We start from the raw sequence: 20,141 nt of genomic DNA on the forward strand, positions 1-20,141 counted from the left end.
CAGAGGCCGCGTTCTGACTGGTAGCGCTTCTTACTGGTAGCCCTTGGGGAACGGATCCGGCTCGACGAGATCGGCGGTCTCGTAGATCAGCTCGAACTGGCCATCGAGCTTGGCGCGGCCCACCCGGGTCTTCGACCAGAGGTGATGGTTCTCGTGGATGCGCACATAGCCTTCCGGAGCACCCTTGAACTCGACGCCCGGCGAAGCCGCCGCGATCTTGTCGACGTCGAACGAACCGGCCTTCTCGACCGTCAACTTCCACAGCCACGGGCCGAGATAGGCAGCCTGGGTGACGTCTCCGATCACGGTCTTCTCGCCCCACATCTTCTTGAACGCGGGCACGAATGTCTTGTTGTTCGGATTGTCGAGCGACTGGAAGTACTTCATGCAGGCATAGGCGCCTGCGATATTCTCGCCGCCGATGCCGTCGATCTCGTCTTCGGTCACCGAGATCGTCAGCAGCGGCTGCTTGGCGAGGTCGATGCCGGCAGCCTTGAGCTGCTTGTAGAACGCGACGTTGGAACCGCCGACGACGTCAGTGAAGATCACGTCGGGCTTGGTCAGCTTGATCTTGTTGATGACCGAATTGAACTGGGTGTTGCCGAGCGGATAATACTCCTCGCCGACGACCTTGCCCTTCAGCACGTTCTCGACGTGCTTGCGCGCGATCTTGTTCGAGGTGCGCGGCCAGATGTAGTCGGAGCCGATGAAGAAGAACGACTTCGCGCCCTTCTCCTTGGCGATCCAGTTCAGGCCCGCGAGAATCTGCTGGGTCGCCTCCTGGCCGGTGTAGATCACGTTCTTGGACTGCTCGAGGCCTTCGTAGAAGGTCGGGTAGTAGAGCATGCCGTTATACTGCTCGACGACCGGCAGCACCGCCTTGCGCGAGGCCGAGGTCCAGCAGCCCATGATCGCCGCGACCTTGTCGTTGACCAGCAGCTTCTTGGCCTTCTCGGCGAAGGTCGGCCAATCGCTGGCCCCGTCCTCCTGGATGAACTTGATCTTGCGGCCGAGCACGCCGCCCATGGCGTTGATCTGCTCGATGGCGAGCTTTTCGGCTTCGATCGAGCCGGTCTCGGAGATCGCCATGGTGCCGGTCGCCGAATGCAGGATGCCGACTGTCACCTCGGTGTCGGTGACCGCGAGACCCGTGGTATTGACCGCCGAGGTCGCCGGGGCCTGTGCAAAAGACGCCCGCGGCAGCATCGTGATGGCCGGCACCGCCGCCATTCCCATCAATAATTTGCGCCGGAGCGGCGACAACAGGCCCTTGTTTGCTTCGTCTGACATGAGCACCCCACTTTTGTTCGAGGACACGCGATTGGTGCCGTGAGGATGGCTCGAATTTGTGCAGCGCAAGCATACGCAAGATCGCGTATACTGCACCGCAAAATGCCGACGTAGGCTTTTGGTACGGGATTTGCGAGGGATCCGGGTCGTATCGGGAGTGGGATTAAGTGGCAGGGCGGCAGCGAATAGACCGCGTCAGGCGCCAGTACAACCAATGGGTCGCCAACCAGACGCTGGAAGACTACGCGCTGCGCTTCACGGCCAAGAGCGCGCGTCGCTGGTCCACCGCCCGCGTTGCCAACACCGCGCTGGGCGCGATCTCGTTCCTGGCGATGGAGGCGATCGGCGGCACCATCACCCTGAACTATGGCGTCACCAACGCCACCGCCGCGATCCTCGTGGTCTCGACCATCATCTTCTGCTGCGGCGTGCCGATTGCCTATTATGCCGCCAAATGCGGCATCGACATTGACCTGCTAACGCGCGGCGCTGGTTTCGGCTACATCGGCTCGACCGTCACCTCACTGATCTACGCGTCCTTCACCTTCATCTTCTTCGCGATCGAAGCGGTGATCCTGGCGTCCGCGCTCGAGATGTGCTTCGGGATTCCGAGGCCGGTCGGCTATCTCATCAGTGCGGTCGTCATCATCCCGCTGGTGGCCTACGGCATCACGCTGATCAGCCGCTTCCAGCTCTGGACCCAGCCACTCTGGATCATTCTGCACATCCTGCCCTTTGCGGCGATCGCCTGGGCCAACCCCTACTCGTTCACGGAGTGGCGCAAGTTCTCGGGCGAGCACGGCGACCTCAACGGACATTTCGATCTGCTGCTGTTCGGTGTTGCGGCCTCGGTCGTGTTTTCGCTGGTGGCGCAGATCGGCGAGCAGGTCGACTTCTTGCGATTCCTGCCGCGCGACCGTCGGGCCTCCAGGACCTCCTGGTGGATCGCACTGATGAGCGCGGGCCCCGGCTGGATCGTGCTCGGCGCGCTGAAATTGCTGGCCGGCTCGTTCCTCGCCTTCTTCGCGCTCAGCCACGGCGTGCCGCCCGAAGAGGCCGCCGAGCCGGCGCATATGTATCTCGAAGCATTTCGATACGTGCTGTCACAGCCCGACCTCGCGCTGGCGCTGACCGGCACCTTCGTGATCCTGTCGCAGGTCAAGATCAACGTCACCAACGCCTATGCCGGCTCGATCGCCTGGTCGAACTTCTTTTCGCGCTTGACCCACAGCCATCCCGGCCGCGTGGTCTGGCTGGTCTTCAACGTCATTGTGGCGCTGCTGTTGATGGAGATCGGCGTCTACAAGGCGCTGGAGCAGACGCTGGCGCTCTATTCCAACGTCGCGATCGCCTGGGTCGGCGCACTGGTCGCCGACCTCGTCATCAACAAGCCACTTGGATTGCGGCCACAGCAGATCGAGTTCAAGCGCGCGCATCTCTACGACATCAATCCGGTCGGCGTCGGTGCGATGACGATCGCGACCATCATCTCCATCAGTGCCTTCTACGGCCTATTCGGGCCGACCGCGAAGGCGCTGTCGGCCTTCATCGCGCTGGCGGTTGCCTTCCTCGCCGCCCCCCTGATCGCATGGGCGACCGGTGGCAAATACTACATCGCGCGCAAGCCGAAGCGGAGCTGGCAGAACATCGAGGCGATCCAGTGCTGCATCTGCGAGCACTCGTTCGAACCGGAGGACATGGCCTCCTGCCCCGCTTACGCCGGGCCGATCTGCTCCTTGTGCTGCTCGCTCGACGCCCGCTGCCACGACCTCTGCAAGCCGCATGCGCGCGTACAGACGCAATTCTCCGAGACGCTCGGCAAGATCCTGCCGCAGCCGATCTACCAGCGGATCAATTCGCAGCTCGGCCATTACATCGGCGTGTTCGTGATCTCGGCCGGCCTCGTCGCGCTCGTGCTGGGGCTGATCTATCTCCAGACCTCCGCGAGCGCGCATGGCGAGAACATGCTCGTCTCCGACGTGCTGTGGAAGGTGTTCTTCTCGCTCAGCATCATCATCGGCGTGGTGGCCTGGCTGTTCGTGCTGGCGCAGCAGAGCCGGCGGGCCGCGGAGGCCGAGACGCGGCGGCAGACCACGCTGCTGATCCAGGAGATCGACGCGCACAAGCGCACCGACGCCGAACTCCAGCGCGCCAAGGAGGTCGCCGAATCCGCCAACCTCGCCAAGAGCCGCTATGTCGTCGGCCTCAGCCACGAGCTGCGCTCGCCGCTGAATGCGATCAGCGGCTATGCGCAGCTCCTCGAGCAGGATACGACGCTCAACACCAAGCCGCGCGACCAGGTCCGCGTGGTTCGCCGCAGCGCCGATCATCTCTCCGGCCTGATCGACGGCATCCTGGACATCTCCAAGATCGAGGCGGGGCGGCTGTATCTCTCGCGCGACGAGGTGCGGCTCAGCGAATTCCTCGACCAGCTCGTCGGCATGTTCCGCCTTCAGGCCGCCGCCAAGGGCATCGACTTCGTGTTCAGGCGTCCCGCCCACTTGCCGGTCGTGGTCTATGCCGACGAGAAGCGGCTGCGCCAGGTGCTGATCAATTTGCTCTCCAACGCGATCAAATTCACCCAGACCGGCAGCGTGCAGTTCGTCGTGCACTATCGCAGCCCCGTTGCCGAATTCGAAGTGATCGACACCGGTCCCGGCATCCAGGGCGACGATCTCGAACGCATCTTCGCGCCGTTCGAACGCGGCGCCCTCGGTGTCTCGCAGCCGCAGACCGGAACGGGCCTCGGGCTGACCATCAGCCGGCTGCTCGCCGGCGTCATGGGCGGCGACATCAAGGTCATGAGCACGGTCGGCACCGGCAGCACGTTCAAGGTCAAGATCCTGCTGTCGGAGGTCGCCAATCCCCAGCGCATCGCGCCGGTGGAGGCGCCGGTCTCCGGCTATCACGGCGCGCGCAAGACGATCCTGATCACCGACGACGACCCCGTTCATCGCGACCTCCTGCGCGAAGTGCTGACGCCGCTCGGCTTCATCCTGCTCAGCGCCGCAGACGGCCCGGGCTGCCTCGCGCTGGCGCAGCATTGCCGGCCCGATCTGTTCCTGCTCGATATCTCCATGCCCGGCATGGACGGCTGGACGGTCGCGGAGACGCTGCGCGCGAGCGGCCATCACCAGGCCCGAATCCTGATGGTCTCGGCGAGCGCGCTGGAGGCTCACGGCACGCCGCTGGCGCAACCGTTCCACGACGGCTATCTGATGAAGCCGATCGACATTCCGCGGCTGCTGGAGACGATCCGCCAACTGCTCAAGATCGAATGGCAATACGGCTCGGACGAGATCGCGGTGCCGTTCTGGCAGCCCGAGAGCGGCTCACGGCCGCCGGTGCGACACATCGAGGAGCTGATCGGGCTCGGCCAGATCGGCTACGTCAAGGGCATCCAGCTGAAGCTCGACGAGATCGGCAGCGAGCATCCGGAGCATGCCGACTTCGTCGCCCAGATGCGATCGCTGGTCGACCGCTTCGATCTCGACCAGTACATGACCACATTGAAGACGTTGCATGCGCATGAGCATTGAGTCGAAGAAGCGCGACGTCGCGCTCGTTGTCGATGACTCTCCCGAGACGCTGCGGCTGCTCACCGACGCGCTCGACGGCGCCGGGATGACGGTGATGGTGGCGCTCGACGGCGCGGCGGCGATGCGCATCGTCGAGCAGATCACGCCCGACATCGTGCTGCTCGATGCGGTGATGCCCGGCATCGACGGCTTCGAGACCTGCCGCCGCCTCAAGCGCGATGCGGGCCTTGCCAACGTCCCCGTGATCTTCATGACGGGCCTCGCCGAGACCGAGCATATCGTGCGCGGGCTGGACGCCGGCGGCGTCGACTACGTGACCAAGCCGATCGTGATCGAGGAGATGCTGGCGCGCATCCGTGTCCATCTCGGCAACGCCCGCCTGACCCAGAGCGCGCGCGCCGCGCTCGACGTCTCCGGCCGCTTCCTGTTCGCGGTCAACCGGCAGGGCAGCATCCTCTGGGCGACCCCGCAGGCGCAGAAGCTGCTGTCCGATCACCACGGGGCCCAGGCCGATGACTTTGCCCTTCCGCCATCACTGCTACACTGGCTGGAGCAGGCCAAGGGCAAGGGCAGCTCGAAGTCGCAAGGCGCTTCCTTGCCCGACAATCCGCAACTCCGGTTCTATTACATGGGCGAAACCGCGCCGAACGAGTTCCTGCTACGGCTGTCCAAGGAATCCGGCACCGCGTTGCCGCCGGAATTCACCAGCGAGCTCGGCCTCACCACCCGCGAAGGGGAAGTGCTGGCCTGGCTCAGCAAGGGCAAGACCAATCGCGACATCGCGCAGATCCTGGGATTGAGCCCGCGCACGGTCGACAAGCATCTCGAGCAGATCTATGCGAAGCTGGGCGTGGAGAACCGGACAGCGGCGGCGGCGATTGCGACGAGCGCGACAAGGCGGAATTCGTAGCCGCTGCGCGAATGAGTTGGGACACCACTAACCCAACAAACAGTGTCGTCCCGGACAAGCGAAGCTCTCGACAACGCGTAGCGTTGTCCAGAGCGGAGCGCCGATCCGGGATCCATAACCACAGGGAGACGTTTGGCGAAGACTCGGAGTTACCTGCTCGCCCTACGACCACTGCCTGGGAGTATGGGTCCCGGGCTCGCTTCGCGCCCCGGGACGACAGTGGAATTCGTAGCCGCGGCGCCAATGAGTTGGGACACCGCTAACCCAACAAACAGTGTCGTCCCGGACAAGCGAAGCTCTCGACAACGCGTAGCGTTGTCTAGAGCGGAGCGCCGATCCGGGATCCATAACCACAGGGAGACGTTTGGCGAAGACTCGGAGTTACCTGCTCACCCTACGACCACTGCCTGGGAGTATGGGTCCCGGGCTCGCTTCGCGCCCCGGGGACGACAGTGGCGTTCGTGACAACGGCCATCGCCCCTACAGGAACAACCCCTTCACCCGTACACGAACGCCTTGTCATCCAGATCCGTCTTCGGGATCTCGTCCTTTTCGGTCCAGTAATCCTGGCTGTGCTGCCATTCCGGCTTGTCGCCGCGCTTGGGCAGCAGGTTCATGTTGCGCATCATGTAGCCGGGGTTGAAGTTCTCCGGATCGATCCAGGGCAGGATCGGCATGTTGTGGTCTTCGGGACGCAAGCTCACCTCGACCTTCTTTTTGCCCTTCGCCTTCATATGTCCGAGCAGACGGCAGACGAAATCGGCGACGAGGTCGACGCGCAGCGTCCAGCTGGCGCGGAAATAGCCGAACACCCAGACCATGTTCGGCACGCCCGTGAACATCATGCCGCGATAGGTGACGGTGTCGCCGAAGGCGAGCGGCTTGCCGTCGATCTCGAAGGCGATGTCGCCGAGCGCCGCGAGATTGAAGCCGGTCGCGGTGACGATGATATCGGCTTCCAGCAGCTTGCCCGACTTGAGCTGGATGCCGTTCTCGACGAAGCATTCGATCTCGTCGGTGACGACGGAGGCCTTGCCGCTGACAATCCCCTTGAACAGGTCGGCATCGGGCACGAAGGCGATGCGCTGTCGCCACGGCCGGTAGCTCGGCGTGAAGTGCGTCTCGACGTCGTAATCCGGACCAAGCACCGCGCTGATCTGGCCGATCAGTTCCTTCTTCACCTGCTCCGGCTTGGACACGCAGAGCTTCGTGAACGCATCCTGCTCGAACAGGATCTTGCGGCGAACGATCTCGTGGATCCATGCTTCATCCACCTGGAGCCGACGCAGCTCCTCGGCGATCTCGATGGCGTTGCGGCCGAGGCGGAAATAGGTCGGCGAGCGCTGCAGCATGGTGACATGCGCGCAATCGTCCGCGATGTTCGGCACCAGCGTCGCTGCGGTCGCGCCCGAGCCGATCACGACGACCCTCTTGCCGGTGAGGTCGATGTCATCAGGCCAGGTCTGCGGATGGACGATGCGGCCCTTGAAGCGATCCATGCCCTTCCACTCGGGCGTGTAACCCTCGGAATGGCGATAATAGCCCTGGCACATCCAGAGGAAGTTTGCGGTGAAGGTCCTTGCTTCACCGGTATCGGTCGTGACCGCTTCGATGGTCCAGAGGTTTTGGTCGCTCGACCAGCTCGCGGAATTGATCTTGTGCTTGTAGCGGATGCGGCGGGCGATATCGTTGTCCTCGATCACCTCGTTCATATAAGCGAGGATCTCCTCGGCGGTCGCGATGGGCGGCCCGACCCAGGGCTTGAAGCTATAACCGAAAGTGTGGAGGTCGCTGTCCGAGCGGATGCCGGGATAGCGATGCGTGCTCCATGTGCCGCCGAACGTCGCTTGCGTTTCCAGGATGACGTAGCTCGTGCCCGGCAGGTGCTTTGTGACGTGATAGGCGCTGCCGATGCCGGAGATGCCGGCGCCGACGATCAGCACGTCGAAATGCTCTGAAACCTGTTTGGCCGTGGCGTGACTGCGAACAGCGACATTCATTGTTGCTTCTATGCCTTGCTTGCTTTTGTGGCCGCCCTTGATTGAGCGACGCGTTTCCTCCGCGACAGGCATGGTCGCCCATCGCGCTTCCGCTACAAAATGACATAGATCAAGTTGCGGTCAAATCACAGCGCCGCACCCCAGCTCCGCGCGGTTTGCAAGATCCAGTCGCGGTAGAGCGTGAGCGGCGTGACGCCGGTCAACCCGCCGCAGCCAGCCGCGCCATTCGGCCCCGTGGACCAACTGATGAGGCCGACGAGCATGGCGCCGTTCGGCTTGTCCTCGAACACGGGACCGCCGGAATCACCGGTGCAGGCGCCGATTCCATCGCGAACACCGTTGGTTACGGGATCGACCAGCCGGATCTGAAGCGTGCCGGGCTGGCCGGTGGCGACGAGGCCCGCGACCCGCGTCGCGCCGCCGCTCTTGCCATCACCGCGCACGGTGACGCCAATACCGGCGATGACGAAGCGGCTGCCGACCTGAATTGGAATATTCGGCATGCCAACCGGCACCGCCGATTTTCCCTTGAGTGGAATTTCCAGTTGCAGCAGCGCCACGTCGGCGGTGGCGCGATGCGCCTGCATCGCCTGCATGTTGAAGTTCGGATGGATCGCGACGGTGCGGACGTTCAGCAATTGCGGCTGGCCGTCGGTGCCGCGATCCACGATCTTGTAGTCCGCGCCGGGCTGCACGCAGTGGGCGACGGTAAGCACGAGTTTTGGCGCGATCAGGCTGCCGGTGCAGAAATTGCCGCGCGAGCCGACGATGGTGACGACGGCGCGCGCAACGCCATCAGCCTGCGGCGTGCCGCCGCCGACGATGGCATGGGCGGGCGTGGCGAGCAGCAGCGCCGCGATGATGGGAGTTGCAAGCTTCTTCATGGGAACACGCTTTGGCGGCAGCCTCGGTGAGGGCGGATTGCTTCGGACTGGCTCTTGCCGATAGCGCATGCTAGCCCTCTTGGAAAGGAATTGACGAGGGCAAGACATTGGCGATCGAGGCGGTGATCTTTGATTTTGGCGGCGTGTTGACGAGCTCGCCGTTCGAGGCGTTCGCGCGGTTCGAGACCGAGCGTGGGCTGCCCATCGACATCATCCGGCGCACCAACGCGGCCAACCATCTGGAGAACGCCTGGGCCAGGTTCGAGCGCGCCGAGGTCGACATCGACACCTTCGACACGTTGTTCGCGGAGGAGTCGCGCGCGCTCGGCGCGGAGGTGCGCGGCCGCGACGTGCTGCCGCTGCTTCAGGGCGATCTGCGTCCCGAGATGGTCGAAGCGTTGAAGCGAATCAAGGCCGGGCTCAAGACCGGCTGCATCACCAACAACCTGCCTGCCAACGCCATCGGCAGCATGACCGGGCGCTCGCTCTACATCGCCGAGGTGATGGTGCTGTTCGACCACGTCATCGAGTCCGCCAAGATCGGCCTGCGCAAACCCGACCCACGCATTTACAAGATGATGGTCGAGACGCTGAAGGTCGATCCGGGAAATTGCGTCTATCTCGACGATCTCGGCGTCAATCTGAAGCCCGCGCGTGAGATGGGTATGACCACCATCAAGGTCACCAGCGGCGCCCAGGCGATTGCCGAGCTCGAGGCGGCGACAGGGTTGAAGCTGACATAGTTCGCGAAGGCTGTAGGGTGGGCAAAGCGAAGCGTGCCCACCAATTCCATTGGGACAAGCAGATGGTGGGCACGGCGCTTTCGCGCCTTTGCCCACCCTACGAGAGCCTACTCCGCCGCGGCGGAGATTCGCTCCGGAAACGCTGCGGCGAGCGAGGCGCGGTCGGGCTTCAGCACACCGCGCTCGGTGATGAGACCGGTGACGAGGCGAGCAGGCGTCACGTCGAAGGCGTAGTTCGCGACCGGCGAGTTCTCGGGCACGATGCGCACCGTCTCCAGCCTCCCGTCGGCGGTGCGGCCGGTCATATCGGTGACCTCCACGCCGCTGCGCTGCTCGATCGGGATGTCGCGGATGCCGTCATGGACGGCGAAATCGATCGTTGGCGACGGCAGCGCGACGTAGAACGGCACGCCGTTGTCATGCGCGGCGAGCGCCTTGAGGTAAGTGCCGATCTTGTTGCAGACGTCGCCATTGGCGGCGACGCGGTCGGTACCGACGATGGCGAGATCGACCATGCCGTGCTGCATCAGATGGCCGCCGGTGTTGTCGGGGATCACCGTGTGCGGCACGCCGTGATGGCCGAGCTCCCAGGCGGTGAGCGAGGCACCCTGATTGCGCGGGCGCGTCTCGTCGACCCAGACATGGACCTTGATGCCGCGCTCATGCGCGAGGTAGATCGGCGCCGTGGCGGTGCCCCAGTCGACGGTGGCGAGCCAGCCGGCGTTGCAATGAGTCAGCACGTTGACGACCTCGCCCGGCTTCTTCGCCGCGATCGCCTCGATCAGCGCCAAACCGTTGGCGGCGATGCCGCGGTTGATCTCGACGTCCTGCTCGACGATCTCGTCGGCGCGCGCATAGGCCGCCTCGGCCCGTTCAACCGGATCGATCGGCGCGAGGGTCGCACGCATCTCATCCAGAGCCCATTTCAGATTGATTGCGGTCGGGCGTGCCACGACGAGCGTCTCGTAGGCAAGCTTCAGGCCCGCATCGGAAGCATCCTCGCGCATCGCGAGCGCCATGCCATAGGCTGCCGTCGCGCCGATCAGCGGCGCGCCGCGCACCAGCATGTCGCGAATCGCAACGGCCGCGTCTTCGCACGAGGTCAACCTTGCAACGACGAACTCATGCGGCAGCCGGCGCTGGTCGATCGCGCCGACCGACCAGCCGTCGCGCTCGCGCCAGATGCTGCGGAAATGCTTGCCGTCAACCTTCATGGCTTTCTGCCTTTCGTCTCAGCCACGTAGCACGCGCCCTGCTACGGCATCGAGCTTCTTCAGAAGCTCGGGATCACGCGCCTCGGGCGCAGTGATCAGCGCGGTGTCGAGCGCGCGGTCCGAACCGATCGGGCACGGCTCATGCTCGCGCGGGAAATCCTTTGCCAGCCGCGCCACCAGCGCCTTCGCCTTGTCGGCGTTCGAGGTCAGCACGCGGATGATGTCCTGCACGGTAACGGCGTCATGGTCGGGATGCCAACAGTCGAAATCCGTCACCATCGCGACCGTGGCGTAGCAGATCTCCGCTTCGCGCGCGAGCTTCGCCTCGGGCATGTTGGTCATGCCGATCACGGAATAGCCTGATGTCTTGTAGGTCATGCTCTCCGCATAGGTCGAGAACTGCGGCCCCTCCATGCAGACATAGGTGCCGCCGCGCGCGATTGCGATACCCTCGGCCTCGGCCGCCGCGGCAAGATGGATGCGCAGCCGCGGCGAGACCGGATGGGCCATCGACACATGCGCGACGCAGCCGCGGCCGAAGAACGAGCTCTCGCGCTTGTGGGTGCGGTCGACGAATTGATCGACGAGCACGAAGGTGCCGGGCGGCATCTCTTCCTTGAACGAGCCGCAGGCCGACAGCGAGATCAGGTCGGTGACGCCGGCGCGCTTCAGCACGTCGATATTGGCGCGGTAGTTGATGTCGGAGGGCGACAGCCTGTGGCCCTTGTCGTGCCGCGGCAGGAACACGATCGGCAGGCCTGCGATGGTCCCGCGCCGCAGGGGCGCCGACGGCTCGCCCCACGGGCTCTTGATCACCTCTTCGTGCGCGCCCTCGAGGCCCGGCAGGTCATAGATGCCGGAGCCACCGATGATGCCCAATACCGCCTGCGTCATGCCTGCTCCACCCTGTCCGCTACGTGCGACATGGTTAAGCTATGCCAGTTTTGCGGCGGTTTTGGAACGGGGGTGGGGGAACGATGCGCGTGAGGGGCGTGAGGCGCTCGTAACACGTTCGGTGTCGTCCTGGCGAAAGCCAGGACCCATACCGCGAGGTCCATCGATGGGGCGCGATATCAATCCCGAACGACCAAACTTCGCCAAACTCCTGCCTGGGGTAATGGGTCCTGGCTTTCGCCAGGACGATCCCGGGGAGACAGCTGTGCGCTTAGCTAAGCCGCGGTCGCCGGCTGCAGCTGGGTCATCACCATCCGCTCCAGCGTCTCGACGGACTGGAAATTCTCCGGCGTGATCTCCGACTGCGGAATGGTGAAATCGAATTCGGCTTCGACGCCGAGCATCAGATTGACCATATCCATTGAGGTCAGGCCGACATCGACGAGCTTGGCCTGCGGCGTGACGTCCGCGGCGAGCGCGTTCTGTTCGAGGATGCCCTTCACCAGCTTGATGATGCGATTGCGCACGTCGGTATTGAAGGCCTGCATCGGCAAATTCCCGTTTGTCTGGTCGGTCCGGACTGCCGCCTACGATGGTCAGGGACGGCCGATCCCGCAATGGCCGGCACCATTACTTCGCGTTTCTTAGTAAACGATGACTCAGATTGTCGGGAATCCGGACATCTTCCAGATCCCTAACGCGATCGCGGAAATTCCGGCCATGCCAACAACCCGACCTTAACTGTTCGTTCGGAATTTGGCTTTGTTTACCCTGTATTTCATCGACGAATTTGAATTAAATCCGTAGCCTCGTCTCACAAGCAAAGATGGCCGGAGGATCGCTTACGCGGCATCGCGAATGATGTCGGCGATCTCGAACGGCAAACCGGAGGCGGACGAGCATGAACGTGCGTGAAGCAGTTCTCACTGTCGACGAAACGCAGACGAACCTCCTCGAGCAGGGCCCCTCCCTGATCGAGCGCGTCGCCCGAACCGCGGTAGCGGCAGCGGCCGACGCAGACGGGGTCGATCGCGACGCCCGCTTCCCGCACAAGGCTTTCGACGTCGCGCGTGAGCAGAAATTGCTCGGCGTCATGATCCCGGTCGAGTTCGGCGGCTTCGGCGCCTCGATCTACGACGTCACCGACATCTGCTACACGCTCGGGCGCGCCTGCGCCTCGACCGCGATGATCTACGCGATGCACCAGACCAAGGTCGCCTGCGTCATCAGGCACGGCCACGGCATTCCCTGGATGGAAACCATGATGCGCCGGGTCGCCCGCGACCAGTGGCTGCTCGCCTCCTCCACCACAGAAGGCCAGAACGGCGGCAACATCCGCGCCAGCGCTGCCGCCGTCGACGTCGCCGGCGACACCGTCTCGCTGGTGCGCGACGCCACCGTGATCTCCTACGGCGCCGAGGCCGACGGCCTCGTCACCATCGCCCGCCGCGCCACCGACGCCGCCGCCTCGGACCAGGTGCTGCTGGCGCTCGCCAAGGACGATTATTCGCTGAAGCGTACGCTGGGCTGGGAAACGCTCGGCATGCGCGGCACCTGCTCCACCGGATTCGAGTTGAAGGTCGACTGCCCGACCGACCGCGTCTTCCCGGAAGCCTACGACAAGATCCATGCCCAGACGATGACGCCGTTCGCACATCTGTGCTGGTCCTCGGCCTGGGCCGGCATTGCCGCCGCGGCCGTGACGCGCGCGCAGGCCTTCATCCGCAAGGCGGCCCGCAGCTCCGGGGGCCAGATGCCGCCGGCAGCAGCGCACTTCACCGCGGCAAAAATGTCGCTGGCAAAGCTCCGCGCGCTGATCGCCGCCAATATCGAGGCCTTCGCCCGCGCCGAGCATGACGAGCGCGCACTCGGCTCGCTCGACTTCCAGTCGTCGATCACGCTGCTGAAGGTGCAAGCTTCCGAGCTCGCGGTCGAGACCGTGATGCATGCGATGCGCACCGCGGGCCTCTCCGGCTACCGCAACGACGGCGAGTTCACCATGGGCCGCCACCTGCGCGACGTGCTGTCGTCGCCGATCATGATCAACAACGACCGTATCCTGGCCAACGCTGCGACCTCGACGCTGATGAGCGGCATTCCGGCGAGCCTGCGGGACTGACAAGTTTTCGAGACTGACGTGCCTTCGTCCAACAAGAATAATTTCAGATAGCAGGAAGTCGAACATGAACATTGCTGTTCTCCCCAACTCGCCTGACACCGCACCGCAAATCGCCGATCCGCTCGATCATCTCGCCGACAAGCTGTTCCACAGCATGGGCTCGGACGGTGTCTACGCCCGCACCGCGCTCTATGAGAGCATCGTCGAGCGGCTCGCCGCGCTGATCACCAGCCATCGCGAAGCCGGCACCGAAGCGCTGCGCTTCCCACCTGTGATGAGCCGCGCCCAGCTCGAGAAGTCCGGCTATCTCAAGAGCTTTCCGAACCTGCTCGGATGCGTCTGCGGCCTGCACGGCACCGAGCGTGAGATCAACGCCGCGGTGAGCCGTTTCGATGCCGGCGGCGACTGGACCACGTCACTGTCGCCGGCCGACCTCGTGCTGTCGCCGGCCGCCTGCTACCCTGTCTATCCGATCGCGGCGAGCCGCGGCCCCTTGCCGAAGGGCGGTCTCCGCTTCGACGTCGCCGCCGATTGCTTCCGCCGCGAGCCGTCGAAGCATCTCGACCGGCTGCAATCGTTCCGGATGCGCGAATATGTCTGCATCGGCACGCCCGACGACGTTTCCGATTTCCGCGAGCGCTGGATGGTGCGCGCGCAGGCGATCGCCCGCGATCTCGGCCTGACCTTCCGTGTCGACTACGCCAGCGATCCCTTCTTCGGCCGCGTCGGCCAGATGAAGGCGGTGAGCCAGAAGCAGCAGCAGCTCAAGTTCGAGCTCCTGATCCCGCTGCGCTCGGAAGAGCAGCCGACCGCCTGCATGAGCTTCAACTATCACCGCGAGCATTTCGGCACCACCTGGGGCATCCAGGACGCCAATGGCGAGCCGGCCCACACCGGCTGCGTCGCCTTCGGCATGGACCGGCTCGCGGTCGCCATGTTCCACACCCACGGCACCGATCTTTCCGCCTGGCCCGCCAAGGTGCGGGACATCCTGGGCCTGCAGCCGCATGTTGCGGCCGGCGCCCATGGCGAAGGCTGGCGCTAGAGCATGATCCGGAAAAGTGCGAAGCGGTTTTCCGAAAAGATCATGCTGAAACGATAGACCAAACGAGGCCGACCATTTCCACGGGTAAGACGAGCGTGATCCACACCAAGGTTCGATGCCGCGAGATTACCGAGTCCGATGTCGATGCCATCGCGGACTTGCTGACGCGCGGCTTCGTGGGCCGCTCGCGCAACTATTGGATCCAGGGCCTGCGCCGGCAGGCCTTCCGGCCGGTGCCGGAGGGCTATCCGCGCTTCGGCTACATGATCGACAATGACGGCACGCCGGTCGGCGTGCTGCTGCTGATCTACACGGCACGGAAGAACGGTGAAGAGACCGCGATCCAGTGCAACCTGTCGAGCTGGTATGTCGATCCGGCGTATCGCAACTACGCCCCGCTGCTGACCAAGATCGCGCAGCGGCACAAGGACGTGACCTATCTCAACATCAGCCCGGCGCCGTGGACCTGGCCGATCATCGAGACGCAGGGCTTCCGTGCCTATTGCCGCGGCATATTCTTTTCGGTGCCAGCGCTGGCGCGGCCCCCGCGCTGGAGCAAGATCGAAGTCATCTCGCAGCACGCCAAGACGATCGAGGGACTTTCCGAGGCCGAGACCGAACTGCTGACGCGGCATGCGCGCTACAATTGCCTTAGCCTCGTCTGCCGCACGCCGCAGGGAACCTTCCCCTTCATCCTGCAACCGGTGCGCATCCGCCGCGGCTTCATCGCGCCGCCCGCGATGAAGCTGATCTACTGCCGCAGCGCCGCCGAATACGCCGCCTGCGCAGGCCGCATCGGCCGGCTGCTGCTGCGGCTCGGCAAGATCTCGGTGGCGGTCGATGCCAACGGCCCGGTTCCCGGCCTCGTCGGTATTTATACCGAGCGGCGTGGCCGCAAATATTTCAAGGGTCCGCACCAGCCGCAGCTCGCCGATCTCACCGACACGGAACTCGTGCTCTACGGGCCGTGAGGGCAGATGCCGCCACACTCAGTGTCGTCCCGGCGAAGGCCGGGACCCATACCGCGTGATCTGTCTGTAAGCGCAGGGTGCTAGTACCGCGGGAAAACCTGTTCACTACTAGTCTTCGCCAAACCTCTCCCTATGGTTGTGGGTCCCGGCCTTCGCCGGGACGACACCAGAAAATATGTTGCGCCCTCTCGGCCAACTCTTGCAGGCACCTTTGCAATCCGGAGACGCTCTCCACCGCCGGTCACCCTCCGTAAACTACTGCGCTTAAGGGAATTTTCCGGGGTCTCCGTTACCCTCGGCGCTCGAATTACGCTGCGTTAAGTCTATTGCCCGCCGAGATCACGCCGACCCCATGACGTCGACCCGCGACAACGAGCTTGGTGCACGCCGCGAGCAGGGCCCGGAGGCCCTGGTCGCGCTGAGCCAGCTTGCGCTCGACCACATGGAGCAGGGTGTCTGCGTCTACGATGCCGACAACAGGATCGTGCTGGTCAACCAGCGCTACCTGTCGCTGTTCGACATGTCGGCCGATGTCGTGCGGGTGGGCGCGAGCTATCGCGAGGTGCTCGCGCACAGCGCGACGCGTGGGAATTTTCCGGAAAGCGAGCTCGACTCGCTGTATTCGACGCGGATCGCGCAGATCGCGGCGGGCAAGCCGTTCCGTACCGAGCAACGGCTGGCGACTGGCCTCGTCATGGCACTCGAGCTGAAGCCGCTTCCCGGCGGCGGCTGGATGACGATCTGTGACGACGTCAGCCGCCTCGCCCGGCTCGAGGCGGAATTGCGCGTGCAGACAGAACGCAGCCAGCATGCGCTCGCCAACATGTCTCACGGCCTCATCATGTATGACGCCGACAGCCGCGTCGTCGTCTGCAACGAACGCTTCCTGAAACTCTACAACCTCGACCCAGAAGTCGTGAAGCCGGGCGTCACGCACAGCGCGGCCATCGAACACTGGCTCTCGCGCGGCAACACGCCGGGCATGTCGGCCGACGAATTCCACGACACCAGGCTCGAGGACGTGCGCAGCCGGAAGGCGAAGACGCTGCTGGTGATGCGCTACGACGGGCGGATGGTGCAGGCGGTCTCCCGCTTCCTGCCCGACGGCGGCTGGGTGACGGTGCACGAAGACGTCACCGAGCGGCTGAAATACGAGGAGACGCTGAGGCAGCAGAACTTCATCCTCGACGCGGCGATGGAGAACATGGCGCACGGGCTCGCCTTCTACGACAGCGACATGCGCCTGCGCGTCTGCAACACCACCTACCGCAAGATCTATTGGCTGTCGCCGGAGGAAACCAGGCCCGGCACGCATCTCGGCGAGCTGATCGAAAGATCGATGGCGAACGGCGCGTTCGTTTCGGAATACAGTCCGCGACAGCTCCTGGAAGCCGCCAGCGCGAAGATCGCGAACCGCGATTCCTCGCCGATGCGCCGGCGCATGACGAACGACACCGTGATCTCGGTGCGCTACTGCGCCCTGGCCGAGGGCGGCTTCGTCGCCACCTATGAAGACATCACCGAGCGCGAGCGCGCGATCGAGGAACTGAGCGAACAGTATCGCCGCTTCGACGCGGCGCTGAACAACATGAGCCAGGGCCTGTGCATGCTCGATTCGAGCCTGCGCGTGATCGTCTGCAATCGCCGCTATATCGAGATGTACGGGCTGTCGCCCGACGTGGTGAAGCCGGGCATTTCGATGCGCGAGATCATGGATCACAGCTGCGAGCTCGGCATCCATCCGGACACGACCGGCGCCAAGCTCTATGCCGATTATGTCGAAAGGCTGCGCGAGGGCGAACACACGCTGCACCGCCATTTGAGCGACGGCCGTATCATCAAGCTCAACCACAAGCGGATGGAGCTTGGCGGCTGGGTCGTCACCTATGAGGACGTCACCGAGCGCCACAAAGCCCAGGCCCGCGTCGCGCACATGGCCCGGCACGATTCACTCACCGACCTGCCCAACCGCACGCTGTTCCGCGAGAAGATGGGCGAGGGACTGAACCAGGTCGCGATCGCCGGCGGCGCCATGGCCGTGCTGTGCTTCGACCTCGACAATTTCAAGACCGTCAACGACAGGCTCGGCCATGCCGCCGGCGACCGCTTGCTGCGCTGGGTCGCCGCGCGCCTGAAGGAGAATGTCGGCGAGCACGACACCGTCGCCCGCCTCGGCGGTGACGAGTTCGCCGTTCTCCAGCGCGGCCCGCAGCCACAGTCGGCCGAAAAGCTCGCCCGCCGCCTGGTCGAGATCATCGGCCACCCGCCGCCGCTGGAAAGCCAGTCGATCCATGTCGGCGTCTCCGTCGGCATCGCGATCGCGCCCGACCACGGGCTCGATGCCGACGAGCTGATGAAATGCGCCGATCTCGCGCTGTACCAGGCCAAGGCAAGGGGGCGCGGCGCCTATCAGCTGTTCGAACCCGAGATGGAGGAAGAGGCCCGCAGCCGGCACGCGCTCGAGCACAACCTGCGCGGCGCACTGGAGGCGCGTGAATTCCACCTGGTGTTCCAGCCACAGGTGCGGCTCGAGTCCTCGGAGCTCACCGGCTTCGAGGCGCTGCTGCGCTGGAAGCATCCCTCGCGCGGCTTCGTCTCGCCGGCCGAATTCATTCCGATCGCCGAAGAGAACGGACTGATCGTTCCGATCGGCGAATGGGTGCTGCGCACGGCCTGTGCGACCGCGGCGTCATGGCCCGATGTCACGGTCGCGGTGAACCTGTCGCCGGTGCAGTTCCGCGCGCGCGGGCTGGCGGCGATGGTCACAAGCGCGCTCGCGGAAGCCGGCCTGCCGCCGCAGCGGCTCGAGCTCGAGGTCACCGAGACCGCGCTGCTCGACGACAGCGAGGCGACGATCGAGATCTTGCACCAGCTTCGCGCGCTCGGCGTGCGCGTCAGCCTCGATGATTTCGGCGTTGGCTATTCCTCGCTGAGCTATTTGCGCAAGTTTCCGTTCGACCGCATCAAGATCGACCGCTCCTTCGTCGGCACGCTCGGCGAAAGCCCGGAGAGCGTCGCCATCGTTCGCACCATCGCAAGCCTTGGCTCCGTGCTCGGCGTCGAGACCACGGCTGAGGGTGTGGAGACCGAGGAGCAGCTCGACTTCGTCCGCGAATGCGGCTGCACCGCGGTGCAGGGCTATTACTTCGGCAGACCGTGCCCGGCGGCCGAGGTTGCACGTACCATCGAGACGCTGAACGCGGTTCGCCGCGTGGCGTAAGGACGCCCACGTCAAATTCCGTGCCTCGGCACGCCTCCAAACGACCAATTGTCGCACATACCGTTTCCAGCTGGATAGCCGCGTCGACCGCTGCGCACGGTCCGCGCAATGCGCTTTTCTTCTCTGGTGATTTCAGGGACAATCCCGTCATAACAAAGAGAGACGGCGGCCCGAACGAGGCCGCCGCGGGGGAGGTAACCCGATGTCGCGGTATGGGCTGAGGACGGCTGTATTCGCCGCCATACATATTGCCGTGGGAGCGCTGCTCGCGACCGCGGCCGGCGCGCAGGACTATCCGAGCAAGCCGGTCACGCTGATCGTGCCATGGCCGGCCGGCGGCTCGACCGACATCTCGATGCGCGCGATCGCGGACAGCGCCTCGAAAGTGCTGGGACAGCCGATCGTGATCGACAACAAGGCCGGCGGCGGCGGCACGGTGGGCCCCGCGACCATGGCAGCGGCCGCCAAGCCGGACGGCTACACCATCTCGCAGATCCCGATCACCGTCTTCCGCTTGCCCTTGATGCAGGACGTGTCATGGGACCCGGCGAAGGACTTTACCTATATCATTCACCTCACCGGCTACACGTTCGGCGTGACCACCAGCGCGGAGTCGCAGTTCAAGTCCTGGAAGGACGTGGTCGAGTTCGCGAAGGCGAATCCGGGCAAGGTGACCTATGCGACACCGGGCACCGGAACCTCGCTCCATATCGGCATGGAGCAGATCGCGGCGATGTCCGGCATCAAGCTCACGCAGGTGCCGTTCAAGGGCGGCGCCGAGACCAACGCCGCAGTGCTGGGCCAGCACACGATGCTCCAGGCCGATTCCACGGGATGGCGGCCCTTGGTCGATGCCGGCAAGCTGAAGCTTCTGATGGTGTGGACCGGCGCGCGATCGCCGAACTATCCCGACGTGCCGACGCTGAAGGAGCTCGGCTACCCCATGGTCTACGATTCCCCGTTCGGTATCGCCGGCCCGAAGGGCATGGACCCCAAGATCGTCGCCAAGCTGCACGACGCCTTCAAGAAGGCCGTCGAAGATCCCGCGGTGATCGCCACGCTCGCCAAGTACGACATGGTGCCGAACTACAAGAACACCGAGGACTACAGGAAGTTCGTCGTCGAGGTCACGGAGTCCGAGCGCAAGGTGATCGACACGCTCGGGCTCGCGAAGAAGTAGAATCGCGAGAACAACTTGGGCTACTGCAAATTCTGACGTCATCCTGAGGTGCGGGCCGCCCTTGCGGCTCGCCTCGAAGGATGGACACGGGCACCGTCGCCCTTCGAGGGCCGCTGAAGAAGCGGCCGCCTC

The 20,141-nt window shown here is 64.4% G+C and carries 14 protein-coding genes; 8 read left to right on the plus strand and 6 right to left on the minus strand.

Features of this window, described 5'->3' with window-relative positions:
- Positions 1 to 30: 30 nt before the first annotated feature.
- Positions 31 to 1,290, minus strand: a complete 1,260-nt coding sequence (urtA, locus tag AB5K84_RS42355; RefSeq protein ID WP_038965210.1) for an urea ABC transporter substrate-binding protein — start codon at positions 1,288 to 1,290, stop codon at positions 31 to 33.
- A 167-nt stretch (positions 1,291 to 1,457) separates the two neighbouring features.
- On the opposite strand from urtA, the gene AB5K84_RS42360 reads away from it, so the two are divergent.
- Together AB5K84_RS42360 and AB5K84_RS42365 are read left to right on the plus strand one after the other, a co-directional pair.
- Positions 1,458 to 4,829, plus strand: coding sequence for a hybrid sensor histidine kinase/response regulator (locus tag AB5K84_RS42360; protein WP_011083787.1), 3,372 nt, complete (start codon positions 1,458 to 1,460; stop codon positions 4,827 to 4,829).
- A complete protein-coding gene (locus AB5K84_RS42365; protein WP_161532938.1) occupies positions 4,813 to 5,739 on the plus strand; it encodes a response regulator transcription factor in 927 nt (308 codons plus the stop codon). The genes AB5K84_RS42360 and AB5K84_RS42365 overlap by 17 nt, the downstream gene beginning before the upstream one ends.
- Positions 5,740 to 6,236: 497 nt before the next feature.
- On the opposite strand, the gene AB5K84_RS42370 is transcribed toward AB5K84_RS42365, so the two are convergent.
- Both AB5K84_RS42370 and AB5K84_RS42375 read right to left on the minus strand, forming a co-directional pair.
- Positions 6,237 to 7,739, minus strand: coding sequence for a flavin-containing monooxygenase (locus AB5K84_RS42370; RefSeq protein ID WP_441232751.1), 1,503 nt, complete (start codon positions 7,737 to 7,739; stop codon positions 6,237 to 6,239).
- A 125-nt stretch (positions 7,740 to 7,864) separates the two neighbouring features.
- Positions 7,865 to 8,623 (minus strand): S1 family peptidase, encoded by a 759-nt coding sequence (locus AB5K84_RS42375; protein ID WP_038965209.1) that lies wholly within the window; start codon positions 8,621 to 8,623, stop codon positions 7,865 to 7,867.
- Positions 8,624 to 8,730: 107 nt separating this feature from the next.
- On the opposite strand from AB5K84_RS42375, the gene AB5K84_RS42380 reads away from it, so the two are divergent.
- Positions 8,731 to 9,366 carry an HAD-IA family hydrolase gene (locus AB5K84_RS42380; RefSeq protein WP_028172637.1) on the plus strand — a complete coding sequence of 212 codons (636 nt, stop codon included), beginning with the start codon at positions 8,731 to 8,733 and terminating at the stop codon, positions 9,364 to 9,366.
- Between the two features lie 107 nt (positions 9,367 to 9,473).
- Here AB5K84_RS42380 and mtnA read toward each other — a convergent pair whose 3' ends face one another.
- From mtnA to AB5K84_RS42395, 3 genes are all read right to left on the minus strand, one after another.
- Positions 9,474 to 10,580, minus strand: coding sequence for an S-methyl-5-thioribose-1-phosphate isomerase (gene mtnA / locus AB5K84_RS42385; RefSeq protein WP_011083782.1), 1,107 nt, complete (start codon positions 10,578 to 10,580; stop codon positions 9,474 to 9,476).
- An 18-nt stretch (positions 10,581 to 10,598) separates the two neighbouring features.
- A complete protein-coding gene (locus tag AB5K84_RS42390) occupies positions 10,599 to 11,474 on the minus strand; it encodes an S-methyl-5'-thioadenosine phosphorylase (RefSeq protein ID WP_011083781.1) in 876 nt (291 codons plus the stop codon).
- A gap of 275 nt (positions 11,475 to 11,749) precedes the next feature.
- Positions 11,750 to 12,022: a phosphopantetheine-binding protein gene (locus AB5K84_RS42395; protein WP_011083780.1), complete on the minus strand. Its 273-nt coding sequence runs from the start codon at positions 12,020 to 12,022 to the stop codon at positions 11,750 to 11,752.
- Between the two features lie 353 nt (positions 12,023 to 12,375).
- Between AB5K84_RS42395 and AB5K84_RS42400 the strand changes: the two genes are divergently transcribed.
- The 5 genes from AB5K84_RS42400 to AB5K84_RS42420 all read left to right on the plus strand — a co-directional run bounded on the left by AB5K84_RS42400 (position 12,376) and on the right by AB5K84_RS42420 (position 20,009).
- Entirely contained in the window at positions 12,376 to 13,593 is a 1,218-nt protein-coding gene (locus tag AB5K84_RS42400) for an acyl-CoA dehydrogenase family protein (RefSeq protein WP_011083779.1), read from the plus strand.
- Positions 13,594 to 13,657: 64 nt separating this feature from the next.
- Positions 13,658 to 14,638 (plus strand): amino acid--[acyl-carrier-protein] ligase, encoded by a 981-nt coding sequence (locus AB5K84_RS42405; RefSeq protein ID WP_011083778.1) that lies wholly within the window; start codon positions 13,658 to 13,660, stop codon positions 14,636 to 14,638.
- A 95-nt stretch (positions 14,639 to 14,733) separates the two neighbouring features.
- Positions 14,734 to 15,609: a hypothetical protein gene (locus tag AB5K84_RS42410; protein ID WP_011083777.1), complete on the plus strand. Its 876-nt coding sequence runs from the start codon at positions 14,734 to 14,736 to the stop codon at positions 15,607 to 15,609.
- A 352-nt stretch (positions 15,610 to 15,961) separates the two neighbouring features.
- Entirely contained in the window at positions 15,962 to 18,829 is a 2,868-nt protein-coding gene (locus tag AB5K84_RS42415) for a PAS-domain containing protein (protein WP_011083776.1), read from the plus strand.
- Between the two features lie 202 nt (positions 18,830 to 19,031).
- Positions 19,032 to 20,009, plus strand: coding sequence for a tripartite tricarboxylate transporter substrate binding protein (locus AB5K84_RS42420; protein ID WP_011083775.1), 978 nt, complete (start codon positions 19,032 to 19,034; stop codon positions 20,007 to 20,009).
- Positions 20,010 to 20,141 lie beyond the last annotated feature (132 nt).

It is taken from the genome of Bradyrhizobium sp. 1200_D9_N1_1 (genome assembly GCF_052075915.1).
GTDB lineage: Bacteria > Pseudomonadota > Alphaproteobacteria > Rhizobiales > Xanthobacteraceae > Bradyrhizobium > Bradyrhizobium diazoefficiens.

Bases quoted from the DNA above. Each gene is read 5' to 3' on its own strand.
- urtA (WP_038965210.1), bottom strand. From the start codon at position 1,290: ATGTCAGACGAAGCAAACAAGGGCCTGTTGTCGCCGCTCCGGCGCAAA.
- AB5K84_RS42365 (WP_161532938.1), top strand. From the start codon at position 4,813: ATGCGCATGAGCATTGAGTCGAAGAAGCGCGACGTCGCGCTCGTTGTC.
- AB5K84_RS42370 (WP_441232751.1), bottom strand. From the start codon at position 7,739: ATGAATGTCGCTGTTCGCAGTCACGCCACGGCCAAACAGGTTTCAGAG.
- AB5K84_RS42375 (WP_038965209.1), bottom strand. From the start codon at position 8,623: ATGAAGAAGCTTGCAACTCCCATCATCGCGGCGCTGCTGCTCGCCACG.
- mtnA (WP_011083782.1), bottom strand. From the start codon at position 10,580: ATGAAGGTTGACGGCAAGCATTTCCGCAGCATCTGGCGCGAGCGCGAC.
- AB5K84_RS42390 (WP_011083781.1), bottom strand. From the start codon at position 11,474: ATGACGCAGGCGGTATTGGGCATCATCGGTGGCTCCGGCATCTATGAC.
- AB5K84_RS42395 (WP_011083780.1), bottom strand. From the start codon at position 12,022: ATGCAGGCCTTCAATACCGACGTGCGCAATCGCATCATCAAGCTGGTG.
- AB5K84_RS42400 (WP_011083779.1), top strand. From the start codon at position 12,376: ATGAACGTGCGTGAAGCAGTTCTCACTGTCGACGAAACGCAGACGAAC.
- AB5K84_RS42405 (WP_011083778.1), top strand. From the start codon at position 13,658: ATGAACATTGCTGTTCTCCCCAACTCGCCTGACACCGCACCGCAAATC.
- AB5K84_RS42415 (WP_011083776.1), top strand. From the start codon at position 15,962: ATGACGTCGACCCGCGACAACGAGCTTGGTGCACGCCGCGAGCAGGGC.
- AB5K84_RS42420 (WP_011083775.1), top strand. From the start codon at position 19,032: ATGTCGCGGTATGGGCTGAGGACGGCTGTATTCGCCGCCATACATATT.